The organism is Pseudomonas sp. Leaf129 (assembly GCF_001423465.1).
Classification (GTDB): domain Bacteria; phylum Pseudomonadota; class Gammaproteobacteria; order Pseudomonadales; family Pseudomonadaceae; genus Aquipseudomonas; species Aquipseudomonas coleopterorum.
In genome coordinates this window covers 13,480-30,292 of record NZ_LMOC01000010.1, presented here as the reverse complement: position 1 = coordinate 30,292, position 16,813 = coordinate 13,480, and the positions used below count along the sequence as shown (strand labels likewise).

The following is a 16,813-nucleotide window of genomic DNA, read 5'->3' as shown; positions in this document are numbered from 1 at the left end:
GAAGCCTGTTCGCGCCCACCGGGCAGTGGTCAGGTCAGAGATGGGATTCGGCATACTCGGCCAGAATCGACCGTGGTACACCCTGCAGCGTAATGTGCACGCCCTGCGGGAAATCCTTGAAACGCTCCGTCAGATAGGTCAGCCCCGAGCTGGGCGCCGACAGGTAGGGGGTGTCGATCTGCGCCAGGTTGCCCAGGCAGATCACTTTGGAACCGGCGCCGGCACGGGTGATGATGGTTTTCATCTGATGCGGAGTCAGGTTCTGGCATTCGTCGATCAGGATCAGGCTTTGTTGGAAACTGCGGCCTCGGATGTAGTTGAGGGATTTGAACTGCAAGGGCACCTTGCTCAGGATGTAGTCGACGCTGCCGTGGGTGTTTTCGTCCTCCATGTGCAGGGCTTCGAGGTTGTCGGTGATGGCGCCCAGCCAGGGCTCCATTTTTTCCGCTTCGGTACCGGGCAGGAAGCCGATCTCCTGGTCCAGCCCCTGCACGCTGCGGGTGGCGATGATGCGCCGGTAGCGCTTGGTCACCATGGTCTGCTCGATGGCGGCAGCCAGCGCCAGGATGGTCTTGCCCGAACCCGCCGCACCGGACAGGTTGACCAGGTGGATGTCCGGGTCCAGCAGGGCGAACAAGGCCAGCGCCTGATAGATGTCGCGTGGCTTCAGACCCCAGGCTTCCTGGTGCAGCAAAGGCTCCTGATGCAGGTCCAGGATCATCAACTCGTCGTCCTTGATGCCCTTGATCCAGCCAACGAAACCCTGCTCGTCGATGATGAATTCGTTCATGTGCACTGACGGCAGCAGCTCGCTCAACTGCACACGGTGCCAGGTGCGGCCGTGGTCCTGACGGGTCTCGACCTTGCTCACGCGGTCCCAGAACGATCCGGGCACGTTGTGATAGCCGCGAGAAAGCAGCGACACGTCGTCGACCAGCTGGTCGGTACTGTAGTCCTCGGCGGCAATGCCGCAGGCGCGCGCCTTGAGGCGCATGTTGATGTCTTTGGTGACCAGAATCACGCTCAGGTCGGGGTTGCGAGTGTGCAGGTCGATCAACTGGTTGATGATGATGTTGTCGTTGAGGTTCTGCGGCAGCAGGTTCGAAGGTTCAGGACGCTTGTCCATCAGGATGGACAGAAAGCCTTTGGTGCTGCCATTGACGCGCATGATCGGCACGCCGGACTCGACCACTGAAGGCGAGGCATCTCCCAGGGTCTTGTCGATCAGACGGATGGCCTGCCGACACTCGGCAGCGACGGTCTGCTTGCCATCCTTGAGTTTGTCCAGTTCCTCCAGGACGGTCATGGGAATGGCGACGTGGTGTTCTTCGAAGTTCAGCAGGGCGTTCGGATCGTGGATCAGTACGTTGGTATCGAGCACATAAAGGATTGGCTGATCGGAAGAGGTGCTGCGTCCTTGTTCATCCATACTCGGTCACCTTTTTGGGAGCCTGACAACGCAATACCTGGACGGTGCTGCGCCGCGAAAAGGCCGCCGGATTCCCACATCAAGGAGCAGGACCTGCGCACAGGTGGAGTGTCTCTGGAAGACGCCACCTGTGATGCAGGGTTCGGCGGTCTGTCTTCGTAATACCGCAAAACCCATGAAGGAAAAAAGCACTTTACGGTTTTTTGAAGTTTATTTTTCCGTAGTGCGAATAACGCTTGGCGGCTGCAACGCACGCCGTTAGAGTCCGAAGTTGACCCGCCCGTCATCAGACCGGCAAATTTCGCAAAAAACCTGCCAAAGCCCCGTAAAACCTGACGTTTAACGCTTTTGTTCACTGAACGTCGGCGCAGGCTTGCCATTGGATGTCGGTCTGGGCGGTTTCGCGCATCAGCCAGGGCACCGCAGTCTGAGCCTTGGCCAGGCTGTCATGAAACACCACGATCCCCCGTCGCCACAGCAGCATCAGGCTGAGCGTGCGCTCGCCGGCCTGCTGTGCGGTCAGGCGGCTGTCGTCGTCCATCGAATCGATGTTCCACAGCGCCACTTTCAGACCCGCGCCAGCGAAGAACCCACCGCTGTCGGCGCGGCGCTGACCGTAGGGCGGGCGGAACCAGGCCACGTAGCTGTCGGGCAGATCGCTCTGCAGCAGGGCGATGCTACGCAGCACCGAGTCCTGCCATTTGTCCCATTGCCCATGGGAAACGTACTGCCAGCCCAGGGTCGCCACGCACTGGCCGGCATACAGCGCCTGCAATCGAGCCACCGAGGTCTTGTCGGCGCGCGCCTGCAGGCTCTGGCCTGGGACGAAGAACGTAGCGCTCAGATCCTGCGCACGCAGGTAGCCGGTCAGCGCATCGGTGGCGCCATCGACCGGGCTGGGGCCGCCGTCGAAGGTCAGCAGGAATGTGCGGTCGGCAAAGCCATTGCCATCGAATTCCTGTTCCGACAACAGCTGCACTTCACTGGTGGTCTGCGGCGATACGGCGGCCAGGCGTAACAATTCGTTGAGATAGGCCTCGCTGAACACCTGGCCCGGCACGGCAAACCCGGAATAGAAGGACTCGGGCGCGATACCCAGATCGGCCGCCTGGGTGCGCAGATCGCTTTCGCTGTCGATGGCATAGCAGAACGAGGCGTCCTGCTCGCAGCTTTGCTGCGCCAGATCGAAATTGGCCCAGAGCCGCTGCCAGAGTCGCTGGCGCAAGTCGTCGATCGCCAGCAGGTTGATCTGGCGCAGACCCAGACGTGCGGTCAGCTGTGCTTCGTCCTGGCTTTCACTGGCCAGCAACGAACGGGCGAACAGCAGTATCTGCGCACGCGAGGCGACATCGAACAGCACCGGCGAGTCGATGCGCTCGGGCCAGTGACTGCGCTCCAGGGTCGCCACCGGCGGCGCGGCGACGGCGGCCTGAGCGGCGCAGAACAGAGCGGCCAGCATCCTTGATACCCAACGCAACGGCGATCTCCTCGATGAAGGGTGCGCGGGCACTATACCGCTGTCATGCCACGGCGCGTAGCGTGGTGGTGTGCGCGGGCCTTCCCCCACCTCGTTTCTGTGATTACAGTAGGCAATCAACGGCGGTTCAGGAATCACCCTATGCTTCGCTTGGCCCTCGCCGTGCTGATGCTGGCCACGCCCACGGCGTTCGCCGCCGGCAAGGTCAGCATCTTCAACTGGCCCGATTACATGGCCCCCGACACCCTGTCCAACTTCCAGCGCCAGACCGGCATCGACACCCAATATTCCTTTTTCGACAGCAACGAAACCCTGGAGAAACGCCTGCGCGAATCACCCGCAAAGTACGACGTGATCTTTCCGTCCAACCACTTCATGAATCGGCATATCAGCGCCGGCAATCTCAAGCCATTGGACCGTAGCCGTCTACCCAACTGGAAGTACCTGAACCCTGCCCTGCTGCGCGCCCTGGAGATCAACGACCCCGGCAATCGTTACGGCTTCCCCTACCTGTGGGGCTTCAGCGGCATCGGCTACAACGTGCAGCAGGTCAAGGCCGCTCTGGGCGACGATGCGCCGGTGGATTCCTGGGATCTGGTGTTCAAGCCGGAAAACATCGCGCGCTTGAAGAAGTGCGGAGTCGCCTTCCTCGACATCGGCCCCGAATTGTTGCCCATGGCCCTCAACTATCTGGGACTGCCCTCGCACAGCCAGAATCCGGCCGACTACGACAAGGCGCGCGCGCTGCTGCTAAGCATCAAGCCCTACGTACGCTATTTCGATTCGGTGGAGTACAGCCATCAATTGGCTGAAGGCAAGCTGTGCGCCGTGGTCGGCTTTTCCGGCGATATCCTGCAGGCGCAGACCCAGGCCAGACAGGCCGGCCAGGGCGTCGAGATCGAGTTCACCTTGCCGCGGGAGGGCTCGACCATGTGGTTCGACATGGTCGCCATCCCCACCGACGCTCCGGACGAAGACGCGGCGTACACCTTTCTCAACTACCTGCTGGACCCCAAGGTCATGGCCAACATCACCAACAGCGTGCACTACGCCAATGGCAACGAAGGCGCCGATGAATGGGTCGACCCTGCGATCAAGGGCGATCTGCGGATCTACCCCAGCGCCGAGGTGATGAGCAAGCTGTTCCTGCTACAACCCATGCCGGCCGACATCGAACAGCTGCGCACCCGAATCTGGAACCAGATCCGTCACTGAGGCCCTGGCTTGGATCAGTGATGCTCGCGAGTGGCGCGGAATTTCACGTCCGGCCAGCGTTCTTCCATCAGCGCCAGATTGACTCGCGTCGGCGCCAGGTAGGTCAGGTGCCCACCGCCGTCCAGGGCCAGGTTCTCAGCGGCCTTGTTGCTGAATTCCTCGAGTTTCTTCTTGTCGGCACACTCGATCCAGCGGGCGGACCACACGGTGATCGGCTCGTAGGCGCATTCCACCTTGTATTCCTCTTTCAGGCGGCTGGCGACCACGTCGAACTGCAGCACGCCGACCGCGCCGAGAATGATGTCGTTGCTGCGCTCGGGGAAGAACACCTGGGTGGCACCTTCCTCGGCCAACTGCTGCAGCCCCTGGCGCAACTGCTTGGACTTGAGCGGATCCTTGAGCCGCACCCGGCGGAACAGCTCCGGGGCGAAGTGCGGGATACCGGTGAAGCCCAGGCTTTCACCCTCGCTGAAGGTGTCGCCGATCTGGATGGTGCCGTGGTTGTGCAGGCCGATGATGTCGCCGGCGAACGCTTCTTCGAGCTGCTCGCGCTCGGAGGAGAAGAACGTCAGGGCGTCACCGATGCGCAGGTCCTTGCCGGTGCGCACATGGCGCATCTTCATGCCCTTCTCGTAGCGGCCCGAACAGATGCGCATGAAAGCGATACGGTCGCGGTGCTTGGGGTCCATGTTCGCCTGGATCTTGAACACGAAGCCGGAGAATTTCTCTTCCACCGGTTCCACGGTCCGCTCGTTCGCCACGCGCGGCAGGGGGCGCGGTGCCCAGTCCACGACGGCATCGAGCACATGGTCGACGCCGAAGTTGCCCAGCGCCGTACCGAAGAACACCGGCGTCAGCTGGCCGGTCAGGAACTCGTCCTGGTTGAATTCGTGGCAAGCGCCCTGCACCAGTTCCAGCTGCTCCACGAAGCGATCGTACTCGTCACCCAGGTGCGCACGGGCCTCGTCGGAGTCCAGCTTCTCGATGATCTTCACATCGGTACGCTCGTGGCCATGGCCCGGCGTGTAAACGATGATGTAGTCGCCTGCCAGGTGATAGACGCCCTTGAAGTCGCGGTAGCAGCCAATCGGCCAGGTGATCGGCGCGGCCTTGATCTTGAGTACCGCTTCGATCTCGTCGAGCAGCTCGATCGGATCGCGAATGTCGCGGTCCAGCTTGTTGATGAAGCTGACGATCGGCGTGTCGCGCAGGCGGCAGACATCCATCAGAGCAATGGTGCGCGGCTCGACGCCTTTACCGCCATCGAGCACCATCAGCGCCGAGTCCACCGCCGTCAGGGTGCGGTAGGTGTCTTCCGAGAAGTCTTCGTGACCCGGGGTGTCGAGCAGGTTGACCATGTGCTCGCGATAGGGGAACTGCATCACCGAGGTGGTGATGGAAATCCCGCGCTGCTTCTCCATTTCCATCCAGTCGGAGGTCGCGTGACGGTCGGACTTGCGCGACTTGACCGTACCGGCCACGGCGATCGCCTTGCCCATCAGCAAGAGCTTTTCGGTGATGGTCGTCTTACCCGCATCCGGGTGGGAAATGATGGCAAAAGTGCGGCGTTTCGCGACTTCGGCGGCCTGTTGAGTCATGGGGGATCGCCTGGCGAGGGATAGAAAATGGGCGCGGATTATAGCCCAGTTCCAACGGTGGGGGCCACTGCGTGCGCCATGGCATTTACCCCGGCTCTGCCTTGGCCATGCGATATCTACCACCGCGCAGCTGCGCACCCCAGGCAACGTGGTGCCCCCATCGCAGGGCTTGATTCTGAAGCCCGCAGCGGTGCCTCTTGCCCCCCGGAGCTACCAATGACGACCCTACCACTGCCCTGGTTTCACAGCCGCGCGCTGGAACAGCGCTTCCTGCGCCACCTGAACGCTGTGTCCCACCCATTCCTGACGCCTGAAGCGGCGCAATGGTTGCGCCAGCTTGCCCAACCCGAGCGCGATCACCAGGCATACGACGAAATACGCGTGGATGGCTTGAGCGTGATCACCGCGCGAGGGCATGCCGTCGAATTGCCCTTGAGCATGATGATCAGCACGAGCCAGCACCCATGGGTGGCCCACTACCACCCGATCAGCGGCTTGCAGCTGTTCGACGACCGACGTCACCTGAAGCACTATCTGCTCGAGCGTCTGACGGGCCCCGATGGCGATCTGACGCTGAGCTACCTGCACACGCTGGAGGAAAATCGACAGCTGCACCTCGACGGGCTCGACGAGGTGCAGGTCATGCTCATGGAGGGTTCGGTGTTCGATACCCTGATGCTGGACATCCAGCATCGACTGAGCGAGCAGTTGCGCGGGTTGCGTCAGTTGTTGCTGGATCAGCCCATTCCCGATGAGCAGGTGACCCGCGGATCCGCCGCCGTCATGGCCAACCGGCTCGCCTACTACTGGCGCGAGGGAGCCGACCAGCCAGCGCTGCCTGCCGAACAGCTGACCCATCAGTTGCGTACGCAACTGATCACCGAGCTTACCCGTTTGCAATGGGACGGCACGCTGCCTGCCGGCGAGCATGATCGGCTCTGGGCCTGGCTTCAGGGCCAGGTACAGCCATCACCTCTTTCCTGCTTCATCCTGCAAGGATCGACTGCCGAAGGTCGCCAGCAGCCTTTGACAAACAGCCTGGTACTGACCGGTGACAGCACCGCGGCTGCGTACTTCTTCAACGCCGCAATGGGGCTGGTGCGTTACGCCGACCGTTCAGCACTCCTGGCAGCACTCACCGATCTGGAGCAGCGTGCTCGGTGGCTGTCCTGTGTGCCGAACGCACAACAGCCAGCCTTCAAGGCACTGCCCATCACCGGCATCGAACTGGTACACGAGCCTGACTCCTCAGGCGGTTTGCACAGCTACACCCGACGCCTGCTTCAAGTACAGCACTCGGTGTTCTCGGACAGCTCGCCGGCTGCTGCCACGCGAGATATGCATACGCACTGCGAGCAAGCCCTGGCCCTGCATCAGCGGCTGGCCCCGAGCCTGCAAAGGCTGGCCCCGCCCTTCGCCGCTGACCCACGCGACAGCCTGGTCAGCCTGATGCAACTCACCGGTGCGGCGCAAGATGACCTGCAGCAGCCCCAGCGCAGGGTGAGCGCGCTGACCGAACTGCACATCCACTACGCCAGCTACCTCGAACGCAGTCCCGACTTGCGCTGGGCCGCGCTTCAAGCCCTGGAGTTGCAACTGGCGAGCATTCTGCCAAACGGACCACCCGCCCGCTCGCTGTACCTCATCGACAGCAAACGGTCCGCTGCGGCGACGCCTTGGGTCGATAGCCTCTGGACGAACGAGCCCCTTGCTGCTGGCACGAGCTGGCAGGTCGGTACGGTAGTAGCCGAAGGCTCACGTCAGGTGCTGCAGCAGATACCGAGCTTGCTGATCGAGCACATCACCGGGCAAGCACAGCGCAGCCTGTACCGCGAACTGAAAATCGCCCTGGGTCATCGTGAGGCCACTGCAAAGGCCTATCGACGTTCGTTGCGGCGCTCGCTGTTCGGCGTCGAATGGGCACTGTTCAAGCAAAGTCGATCAGTCGCCTCGCCGCTGGTGGAAGCGTTGCTGCGCGGCGACCCGGTACAGGCGTGGCAGCACAAGACCGGCCACCCCGCGCACGCCAATGCCGACGCACTGATGTTGAGCCAGTCCGCAGATGCCAGCGGGGCCGTTGTGATCTGGTCATGTGAGACAGGCTTCCAACTGTTCGAGTCTCAGGAAGCCGCGCATCGCAACGCCACGCAATGGTCGCCACGGCCGGCCGAACTGAGCCCTGGGCTGAGCAACTGGACCGCCCTGCCGGGCGATGCACTGAACACCTTGAACAGCCTGGACAGCGAGGACCGGCAACGAACCGCGCTGCAAGCCTATGATCAACTGCGCAACCAGGGCTGGCCCGCGGAATCCTTGCCCGACCTGCTACGCGAAGCCATGACCGTGGACAGCCTGCAGCAACAGCTGTATCGCCTCGAAGACATGGCCCGCGGCTTGGTGGCAAAGGCGGCCCTGCCCGTCTGGTTGCAGCAGGCGGCCGTCGAAGATCAGCAGCACTACCTGCGCGCACTGGGGTTGAACCTGCTGGCCAGCCCGGCCGAAGACGACTATCTGTTTGGTGTTCCCGATATCGGCACTTACACACACGGCGTGCTGCAACGCCGGCTGAACCAGGACTTCACGCACGATCGTTTCAACCCCAAGGCGATCTTCATCACCACAGCCCGATACGTGCCGGCCCCGGTAGCGTCCGGAGAAATTCCGTCCGGCATTCCTGCAGCTTCGATCGTGCGACGGCAAACCCTGATCGAATACGCCTTGAACCACTACCGGGACTGGGACGCCGCCGTCACCCGCGTCGAGCTGGGTGAGGGGCATGTGGCGCCCGCCGTGCTGGACGCCGACTACTGCCGCCGATTGGTACGAGAGGCCGATGTGGGCGCGCACTACCAGGCGCTGCTCAAGCAGACCTTCGACCCTACGGACCTCGATTACCCTCGCCGACTGACGCTGTACGCCCGCCAGCTCCCGGGGCAGCTGCTGGAATGCGCCTGGCGAACTCGGCTCCAGCAAGCCCTGCCCCTGCAGGCGGTCGAGCTGATCACTCGCGTGGCCTGCATGCCCGACCCCACTGTGCGACAGCCACTCAACGGCCAACCCGTGTTGTTGACCGCGCTGCAGTTGATTGCCAAGCCCGGAATGAAACCGGACACGGTGCCCGGTTGCTATCTGTTCAGGGCCGGTGAAGAGGGTCCGCTGGTGCTCTACCTGCCTTATGAAGCCACGTACACCTTCCAAGCCTTCGACAGTGGCACCGCCTTGCTCACGGCCCTCGCCGCCGATCCGACCTTGCAGACGCGACTGCTCGCGCGCATGCCGGAAAACCTGCGGCCGCGCTATGCCCATGGCGGCTTCCGCGAGCCGCATCTGGGCCGGACCGGGGACAACGACTTCAATCTGACGCAGAGCACCCGAACAGGCCCGGCATTGGCCTGCAACCCTATCGCCGGTAACGCGCTGCGCTACCTGTTCGTGGAGAACGGTCTGTATCTGCAAGCCCTTGCCGCCACGCAATGGGTCACCGCAGAACAGGTGCGCTGGCAAGCGTTGGTCAATGTGTTGAGCCTGGCTTGGGAGCAGTTGAGCATGTTCCTGCCGGGCAAGGTCGGGCTGGCCGTAGCCGCCTGGCAAACCGAGCTGGCGCTGCTGGACATCGCCCAGAACGTGCAACAAAACAGCTGGGGGCAAACCTTGGCGCAGTTGACTTGCGCCCTGGTGCAGGGGCTGGCGATCAGTCAGGGAATGGCGCAGCCTGCGCTTCAGGGCAGCGCGCGTGAGCACTTCTGGCAAACCGTGCACAGCGCTCCGGAGTACGGCCTTGCGCTCACGTGCTACGAGGCGCCCACCCAAACCCTGCGGTCATTGACGTTTCAGCCGCCAACGCGCACTTACCTGAACTCCGGCGACCAGACCCACTTCATCAGCCTCAATGGCAAGGTCTATCGCACCCGTCAGGAGCAGGGCCGCTGGTACCTGGCCGGGCAGCCTGATGATGACCTTGGCCCCAGGGTGCTGCTGGACGCCGAGCAAACGTGGATCATCGATCCCGATCAGGACCTCGCCATCAGCGCAGGTGGAGTGCCCAGCAGCCTGGGCAGTCGCCTGGTCCGCTGGTCGCTGAGCCGTAACGAGATCATCATTCATGCCGTGGGCTGCCAGCAGATCCGCCGATTGCGTCCGCACCGTGCCGACATCCTCTACCGTGCCCATCGCGATGCCTTGGGTTATCTGGGCAATGCGCTGGTCAGCCTGCGAACAGCGCGGACCGTCGGCAGTGCAGATGCCCATACCTTGAAAGTGTTCAAGCACTTCTTCGGCGTCGTCCAGGTCACGACGCTGTTGATCGAACGGGTTCAGAAAGTGCTGGAGAAACTGGCCAGGGTCATGGCGTCGCGCGCCTATTCGCCGACAAGCTCGAAACGCTACGTCATGGCAAGTCGCCTGAGCGAGCAATCCTCGGTGGGTATTGCCTTCGTGTCTGTACAGGATCCACAGGGACAGGTGTTTCTGATGGACGAATTCTTCAATTTCGAAACGGCTCGCCTGTTGCCCCTCAAACCGTCCTATACCCCAACGCAAACCGACGCCGTGAGCAAGGCGATGATCCTGTTGCATGAGTTCAGCCATATCGCCTGCGACACCCGGGACATCCGCTACATCGAAGCGGCGACGCCCTATACCGATCGCTTGCGCCCGGGCGTGAGGCGGGCATGGCTGGTGCGTCAGCACGACGTGTCGTTCTCCCATCTCACGCCTGCGCGCCAGTTGTTCGTCGTCCGCGATGGCGCTACCGGACAGGTGCGCGATATCCGCAACGAAGACCGCAAAGGGCGCGCTCTGATCCTGCGTCTGGCAGGCTCGCCTGATCTGGACGATGCACGTCGGCGGTTCCAGACCGACGCGGACATTCGCGCACAGATTCTGTTGAAGAATGCCGATTCGGTGACGCTGTTGATCTATCGCCTGGGAAATCGCACAACCCCCTGACGCGGCTCGCGCCGCTGCTACACAGCCACCTCAATCCCCTGTGAAAGCGGGCGCTACCCGCGAAGTCAGCGCAATCCCGTGTGGGAGCGGGCTCTGCCCGCGAAGGCCGCGCAATCCCATGTGGGAGCGGGCTCTGCCCGCGAAGGCAGCGCAATTCCGTGTAGGAGGGTGCTCCGCCCGCGAAGGCCGCACGATCCCGTGTGGGAGCGTGTTCTGCCCGCGAAGTCAGCGCAATCCCTTGTGGGAGCGGGCTCTGCCCGCGAAGGCCGCGCAATCCCATGTGGGAGCGGGCTCTGCCCGCGAAGGCCGCACTGCGGTGACTCAGACAGGTCGCATACAACGCCGACGCGGCTCGCGCCGTTGCTACAGGCACCGCAACCCCCTGTAGCCGCGGCGCAAGCCGCGTCAAATGCCCTAGGCAACTCTCCCTCGAACGCCATCCCATGCAAGCTTTATGGTCATAAAAGGTGGCCAAATGCTGCCTCACTGTGGGAACCTCTCGCGGCACGGAGACGTCCATTCCCTGATTCGCGCTGTCGTCAGGGGCTGCAAAATCAGCAAGTTAGCCTGACGAGGCTGCGCTTATGGCTCGCACCACGCGAGCTGCTATTCGCGTCCTACCTGGGCCGATCGCTCGCCCGAGCGCTCGTCGCAGGCCCGGTAGGCGCCGACTGAAAAAGGAGTCCGCCTGTGGCTAATCGCTATGGCAAAGGGCTGTTAGGGGGCGCGGTTATCGTTGCCGTCCTGGCCCTGCTGGTCCATTGGATCGGCATAAGCACTATCGAGCACTACCGTGAAGACCTGCTGTTCTACCTGCAAGCGCACCTGATTCTGGTGCTGGTATCAATGTTCGCCGCACTGTTGGTGGGCATCCCTGCCGGAGTCGCGCTGAGTCGACCCAGCATGGTCAAGCGCGCCGAACGCTTCATGCAGATCTTCAACATCGGCAACACCATTCCTCCCCTGGCGGTCCTCGCCATCGCCCTGGGCATCCTGGGCATCGGCAGCGGCCCTGCCATCTTCGCGCTGTTTCTCGCCTCCCTGCTGCCCATCGTGCGCAACACCTACGAGGGGCTGAAAAACGTTCAGGGTTCACTCAAGGAAGCCGCCACCGGCATTGGCATGACCCCACGGCAGGTGCTGTTCAAGGTGGAGTTGCCCAATGCGGTGCCGATCATCGTCGGCGGTGTACGCGTGGCGCTGGCGATCAACGTGGGCACCGCGCCCCTGGCGTTCCTCATCGGCGCCAACAGCCTGGGCAGCCTGATCTTCCCCGGCATCGCCCTGAACAATCAGCCGCAGCTGTTGCTGGGCGCCGCCTGCACCGCGCTGCTGGCCTTGATCCTGGACGGCATCGTGACCCTGGTCAGCCGCCTCTGGCTTGAACGCGGATTGACTCGCTGAGCGAAGGAATGAATTCAATGAAGAAGTTAAGCATCGTACTGGGCTTGGCCCTGCTGTGCGCGGGCGTCGCGCAGGCCGCGGACAAACCCGTGATCCGCCTCGGCGCGCGCGTGTTCACCGAGCAAACCGTACTGGCGGCCATCACCGCCCAATACCTGGGCAGCAAGGGCTACGACGTACGGGTCACCGGCGGCCTGGGTAGCAATCTGGCGCGCAGTGCTCAGGAAAGCGGCCAATTGGACATGCTCTGGGAATACACCGGCGTCTCTCTGGTGTCCTACAACCACATCGACGAAAAGCTCGACAGCGCCGCGACCTACGCGCGAGTCAAAGAGCTGGACGGCAAAAAAGGCCTTGTCTGGCTGACCCCCTCGCGGTTCAGCAACACCTACGCCCTGGCCTTGCCTGAAGACGTCGCCAAGGCGTATCCCCAGGTCAACACCATCAGCCAGCTGAACCAGGTGCTGATCGACGAGCCGAAGAAAGACCACATCCTGGCCTTGGATACCGAGTTCGCCAACCGCTCCGACGGCCTGGTGGGCTTGACCCAGACCTACGACCTGAAATTCACCCGCCGTGACATTCGCCAGATGGATGCCGGCCTGGTCTATACCGCACTGCGCAACGGTCAGGTCTTCACTGGCCTCGTCTATACCACCGATGGCCGCCTCAACGCGTTCAAGCTCAAGCTGCTCGAAGACGACCTCAAGTACTTCCCCGACTACACCGCAGCGCCCGTGGTTCGCCAGCAACTGCTCGACGCCCATCCGCAACTGGCCGCGCAACTCAAGCCGCTTGCCGAGATGCTCGACGATGCCACCATGCGTGAGCTCAATGCCCAGGTCGATGTCGCGCACCGCAGCCCGACCGTCGTCGCGGCCGAGTTTCTCAAGGCCCATCCGATCAACGATCAAGCCCAGGAGAAGCCATGAGTTTCCTCGACACCTTCTCCCACCTCGACTGGCCCTTGGTGCTGCAACTGACCTGGCAGCACATCACCCTGGTCGGCATCGCCGTCAGCCTGGCCATCCTCTTCGGCGTGCCGATCGGCATCCTGATGACCCGCTTTCCGGCACTTGCCGGGCCCCTGCAGGCCTGCGCCACGGTGCTGCTGACGATCCCCTCGATCGCCCTGTTCGGGTTGCTGCTGCCGTTCTATTCCAAGTTCGGCCAGGGCCTTGGCCCACTGCCGGCCATCACCGCCGTGTTTCTCTACTCGCTGCTGCCGATCCTGCGTAATACCTACCTGGCCCTGACCGGCGTGGAGCCCGGCATCCGCGAAGCGGCCAAGGGCATCGGCATGACCTTCGGCCAGCGCCTGCGCATGGTCGAGCTGCCCATCGCCGTGCCGGTGATCCTCGCCGGCGTGCGCACCGCCGTGGTGATGAACATCGGCGTCATGACCATCGCCGCCACCATCGGCGCCGGCGGCCTGGGCGTCCTCATCCTCACTTCCATCAGCCGCAGCGACATGTCCATGCTCATCGTCGGCGCCGTGCTGGTCAGTGTCCTGGCGATCATCGCCGACCTGCTCCTGCAATGGCTGCAACGCGCCCTGACTCCCAAAGGATTATTGAAATGATCGAACTTCAGAACCTGACCAAGACCTTCCACAGCAACGGCAAGGAAGTCAAAGCCGTCGACGCGGTAAGCCTGACCGTCAACGAAGGCGAGATCTGCGTATTCCTCGGGCCCTCGGGCTGCGGCAAGAGCACCACGCTGAAGATGATCAACCGGCTGATCATGCCCACCTCCGGCAAGGTCCTGATCAACGGCGAAGACACCACCGGCCTGGACGAAGTGACCCTGCGCCGCAACATCGGCTATGTGATCCAGCAGATCGGCCTGTTCCCCAACATGACCATCGAGGAGAACATCACCGTGGTCCCGCGCCTGCTCGGCTGGGACAAGAAGCGCTGCGCCGAGCGCGCCCGCGAGCTGATGAGCATGATCAAGCTGGAGCCCAAGCAGTACCTGCACCGCTACCCGCGCGAACTCTCGGGCGGCCAGCAACAGCGCATCGGCGTGATCCGCGCCCTGGCCGCCGAAGCGCCGTTGCTGTTGATGGACGAGCCCTTCGGCGCGGTCGACCCGATCAACCGCGAGATGATCCAGAACGAGTTCTTCGAGATGCAGCGGGCCTTGAACAAGACCGTGATCATGGTCAGCCATGACATCGACGAAGCGATCAAGCTGGGCGACAAGATCGCCATCTTCCGTGCCGGCAAGCTGCTGCAGATCGACCATCCCGACACCTTGCTGGCCCATCCGGTGGACGACTTCGTCAGCAACTTCGTCGGCCAGGACAGCACGCTCAAGCGCCTGCTGCTGGTCAAGGCCGAGGACGCCGCCGACAACGCACCGTCGGTGAGCCCGGAAACGCCGGTGGCCGATGCGCTGGAACTGATGGACGAGCACGACCGCCGCTACGTCGTGGTCACCGACGCGCAGAACAAGGCCATGGGCTATGTACGCCGTCGCGACCTGTACCGCCAGGTCGGCAGCTGCGTCGACTTCCTGCGTGAATTCAACGCCACGGCGGCCTACGACGAGCACCTGCGGATCCTGCTGTCGCGCATGTACGAGTTCAACCGCTCATGGCTGCCGGTGCTGGACGCAGAGAACGTGTTCCTCGGCGAAGTGACCCAGGAATCGATCGCCGCCTACCTCAGCTCAGGCCGCTCGCGCGGCATGAAAACCAGCATCGTCTCCCCCGCCGAAACCGCCCAGGCCTGACGAGCCACCGCCCCGCTCCCACTCCGTGTGGGAGCGGGGCGGGCGGCGAGCCCTCTGCCCGCGAAAGCCCCCCCGCAATTCCACAGCCCTACCCCAGATTGAACCGCGCCGTATTCTCGCTCAGCATCCGGCTCCCCTCCCCCAACCGATCCGCCGCCTGGTTCACAGCCCGCGCACCATCGAGCAGGCGCACCGCGGCCTGATCCACCTGCTGGATATTGCTGCTCACCTCATCGGCCGTGGCGGCCTGCTCCTCCACCGCCGTGGCGATCTGCGCCAGGGTATCGGTCACCCCCTGTACCGCTCCGGCAATCTCACCCAGGCGCTCACCCAGGCCCATCACCGACTGCGCATCGACCTGCGCCTGCCCACACGCGGCCTGCATCAGGTCCACGGCCTGCTTGACCGTCGAACGCAGGCTTTCCACCGTCCCGGCAATCTGCCCGGTGGACGCTTGCGTGCGCTGCGACAGGCTGCGCACCTCATCGGCCACCACCGCAAAGCCGCGCCCCTGCTCGCCCGCCCGGGCCGCCTCGATGGCCGCATTGAGCGCCAGCAGATTGGTCTGCTCGGCAATACCGCGGATCGCATCCACCACCGACTGGATCTGCTGCCCCTGTTCACTCACCCGGCCCAGCGCCTGCGCCGTGCCGTTCAAACGCTGGTTGAGCTGCTGGATACTGGCAGTGGTGCGTTGGCTGTCGCGGCTGCTGTCTTCGGCAATCTGCCGGGTGTGCTGGGCACTGCCCGAAGCCTCCTCGCAACTGCGGGCCACGCCTTGTGAAGTGGCGGCCAGCTGCGTGGCGGCCGCCGCGATCTGGCTGATCTGTTGCTGCTGCGCCTCGACCTCATCGAGCGTGCCGCTGGATTGGCTATTGAGCGTCACCACCGCCTGGCTCAACTGCACGGTCTCGTGGTTGACCCCCAGCAGACTGCCACGCAACTGCACCACGGCGGCATTGAGCGCCGTACTGATCGCCGCCAGCTCGTCACGCCCCTGCACCGCTACCTGGACACTCAGATCGCCATCGCGCAGCGATTGCGCCAGCGTTGTGATCCCGCTGGCGCTGCGCCGAATCGACGCCTGCAAGCACACGAACAGGTACAGCGCGGCCAACAGCAACAGGGCGAATACCGCAGCGCCTGGAATCAACTGGCGAACGGCCTGATCGTGATAGTGATCCAGACGCCACTCCAACGACTTCAGCGACTCGTGGCGCAATTCGTTCAGGGCGCCGAGCATGCTGTCGATACTGCTTTCGAACTGCGCGGCAGACAGCTTGATGTCGCCGCCGAACAGATTCTCGTCCAGACGCTTCAACTCGCCGTCCAATGTACCCAGCGCTTTCTGGTACTGCTCGTCCCAGCCACGTAGTTGCTCCGGCAAGCGCTGCTGCAAGGCGCCACCGGCTTTCACCAGTTGCTCGCGCGCATCGTTGATGCGGCTGCGCAGATCACGCATCTGCAGACGACTCTGCAGGCTGAACTGCCCCGCTACCAATGACGAATGACCAATGCTGCCCAACCGCCCGACGCGCTCGATCAGATCAGGCGCCTGCTGGGTCGCGATCTGCATCAGCAGATAGGTTTCCCGCCACGGATCGACGATCAGTCCGCTGGCCATGGCGATCTGCTCGCGCAGCACCTGCACCGACGTCAGCGCGGCCGTGAAGCGATCGTAGCCGTCAGGCCACCAACCCACCTGGCGCAGGCTCGCCAAGTCCAGACCCTTGGTCGCGGTTTGTACCGCTTGCAGCCGCCCCAGGGTATCGGCAGGCGCCTTTTCGCGCGCCAGCTCACTGCCCAGCTTGTCGAGCGACGCCTGGATCCCCGGCGTGGCCGCCTCCAGCGCAGCGATCGCCGCCTGCGCCTCCGGCGTTGGCTGGCGCTGGATATCCACCGCTTTCCAGCGCGCGGCACGGTTGCGCTGCGCCGACAGCTGCGCATCCAGGCTGTCGAGTGCCAGCAACTGATGCACGCCGCTGCGCTCGGCATTGATAACCGCCA

The 16,813-nt window shown here is 63.3% G+C and carries 10 protein-coding genes and 1 pseudogene; 6 read left to right on the top strand and 5 right to left on the bottom strand.

What is annotated here, in order from left to right:
• Nucleotides 1-34: 34 nt before the first annotated feature.
• Entirely contained in the window at nucleotides 35-1,429 is a 1,395-nt protein-coding gene (locus ASF66_RS18820; RefSeq protein ID WP_049861807.1) for a PhoH family protein, read from the bottom strand.
• A gap of 352 nt (nucleotides 1,430-1,781) precedes the next feature.
• Nucleotides 1,782-2,888, bottom strand: coding sequence for a polysaccharide deacetylase family protein (locus ASF66_RS18815; protein WP_056844931.1), 1,107 nt, complete (start codon nucleotides 2,886-2,888; stop codon nucleotides 1,782-1,784).
• A 159-nt stretch (nucleotides 2,889-3,047) separates the two neighbouring features.
• Between ASF66_RS18815 and ASF66_RS18810 the strand changes: the two genes are divergently transcribed.
• Nucleotides 3,048-4,121 (top strand): polyamine ABC transporter substrate-binding protein, encoded by a 1,074-nt coding sequence (locus tag ASF66_RS18810; RefSeq protein WP_056844930.1) that lies wholly within the window; start codon nucleotides 3,048-3,050, stop codon nucleotides 4,119-4,121.
• Between the two features lie 14 nt (nucleotides 4,122-4,135).
• Here ASF66_RS18810 and ASF66_RS18805 read toward each other — a convergent pair whose 3' ends face one another.
• Nucleotides 4,136-5,719, bottom strand: a complete 1,584-nt coding sequence (locus ASF66_RS18805) for a peptide chain release factor 3 (protein ID WP_049861804.1) — start codon at nucleotides 5,717-5,719, stop codon at nucleotides 4,136-4,138.
• Between the two features lie 216 nt (nucleotides 5,720-5,935).
• Between ASF66_RS18805 and ASF66_RS18800 the strand changes: the two genes are divergently transcribed.
• From ASF66_RS18800 to ASF66_RS18780, 5 genes are all read left to right on the top strand, one after another.
• On the top strand, nucleotides 5,936-10,666 hold the full coding sequence (locus tag ASF66_RS18800; RefSeq protein WP_056844929.1) for a dermonecrotic toxin domain-containing protein: 4,731 nt from the start codon (nucleotides 5,936-5,938) through the stop codon (nucleotides 10,664-10,666).
• Nucleotides 10,667-11,356: 690 nt separating this feature from the next.
• Nucleotides 11,357-12,070 (top strand): ABC transporter permease, encoded by a 714-nt coding sequence (locus tag ASF66_RS18795; RefSeq protein ID WP_049861802.1) that lies wholly within the window; start codon nucleotides 11,357-11,359, stop codon nucleotides 12,068-12,070.
• 17 nt (nucleotides 12,071-12,087) lie between these two features.
• Entirely contained in the window at nucleotides 12,088-13,002 is a 915-nt protein-coding gene (locus ASF66_RS18790) for a glycine betaine ABC transporter substrate-binding protein (protein ID WP_056844928.1), read from the top strand.
• Nucleotides 12,999-13,652, top strand: a complete 654-nt coding sequence (locus ASF66_RS18785; RefSeq protein ID WP_049861800.1) for an ABC transporter permease — start codon at nucleotides 12,999-13,001, stop codon at nucleotides 13,650-13,652. The genes ASF66_RS18790 and ASF66_RS18785 overlap by 4 nt, the downstream gene beginning before the upstream one ends.
• Nucleotides 13,649-14,806 (top strand): osmoprotectant ABC transporter ATP-binding protein OsmV, encoded by a 1,158-nt coding sequence (locus ASF66_RS18780; protein ID WP_043186305.1) that lies wholly within the window; start codon nucleotides 13,649-13,651, stop codon nucleotides 14,804-14,806. The genes ASF66_RS18785 and ASF66_RS18780 overlap by 4 nt, the downstream gene beginning before the upstream one ends.
• Nucleotides 14,807-14,894: 88 nt before the next feature.
• On the opposite strand, the gene ASF66_RS23335 is transcribed toward ASF66_RS18780, so the two are convergent.
• Entirely contained in the window at nucleotides 14,895-15,692 is a 798-nt protein-coding gene (locus ASF66_RS23335; protein ID WP_442962793.1) for a methyl-accepting chemotaxis protein, read from the bottom strand.
• Between the two features lie 63 nt (nucleotides 15,693-15,755).
• A pseudogene (locus ASF66_RS23330) lies at nucleotides 15,756-16,049 on the bottom strand (HAMP domain-containing protein); the annotation flags it as partial.
• Between the last annotated feature and the right edge of the window lie 764 nt (nucleotides 16,050-16,813).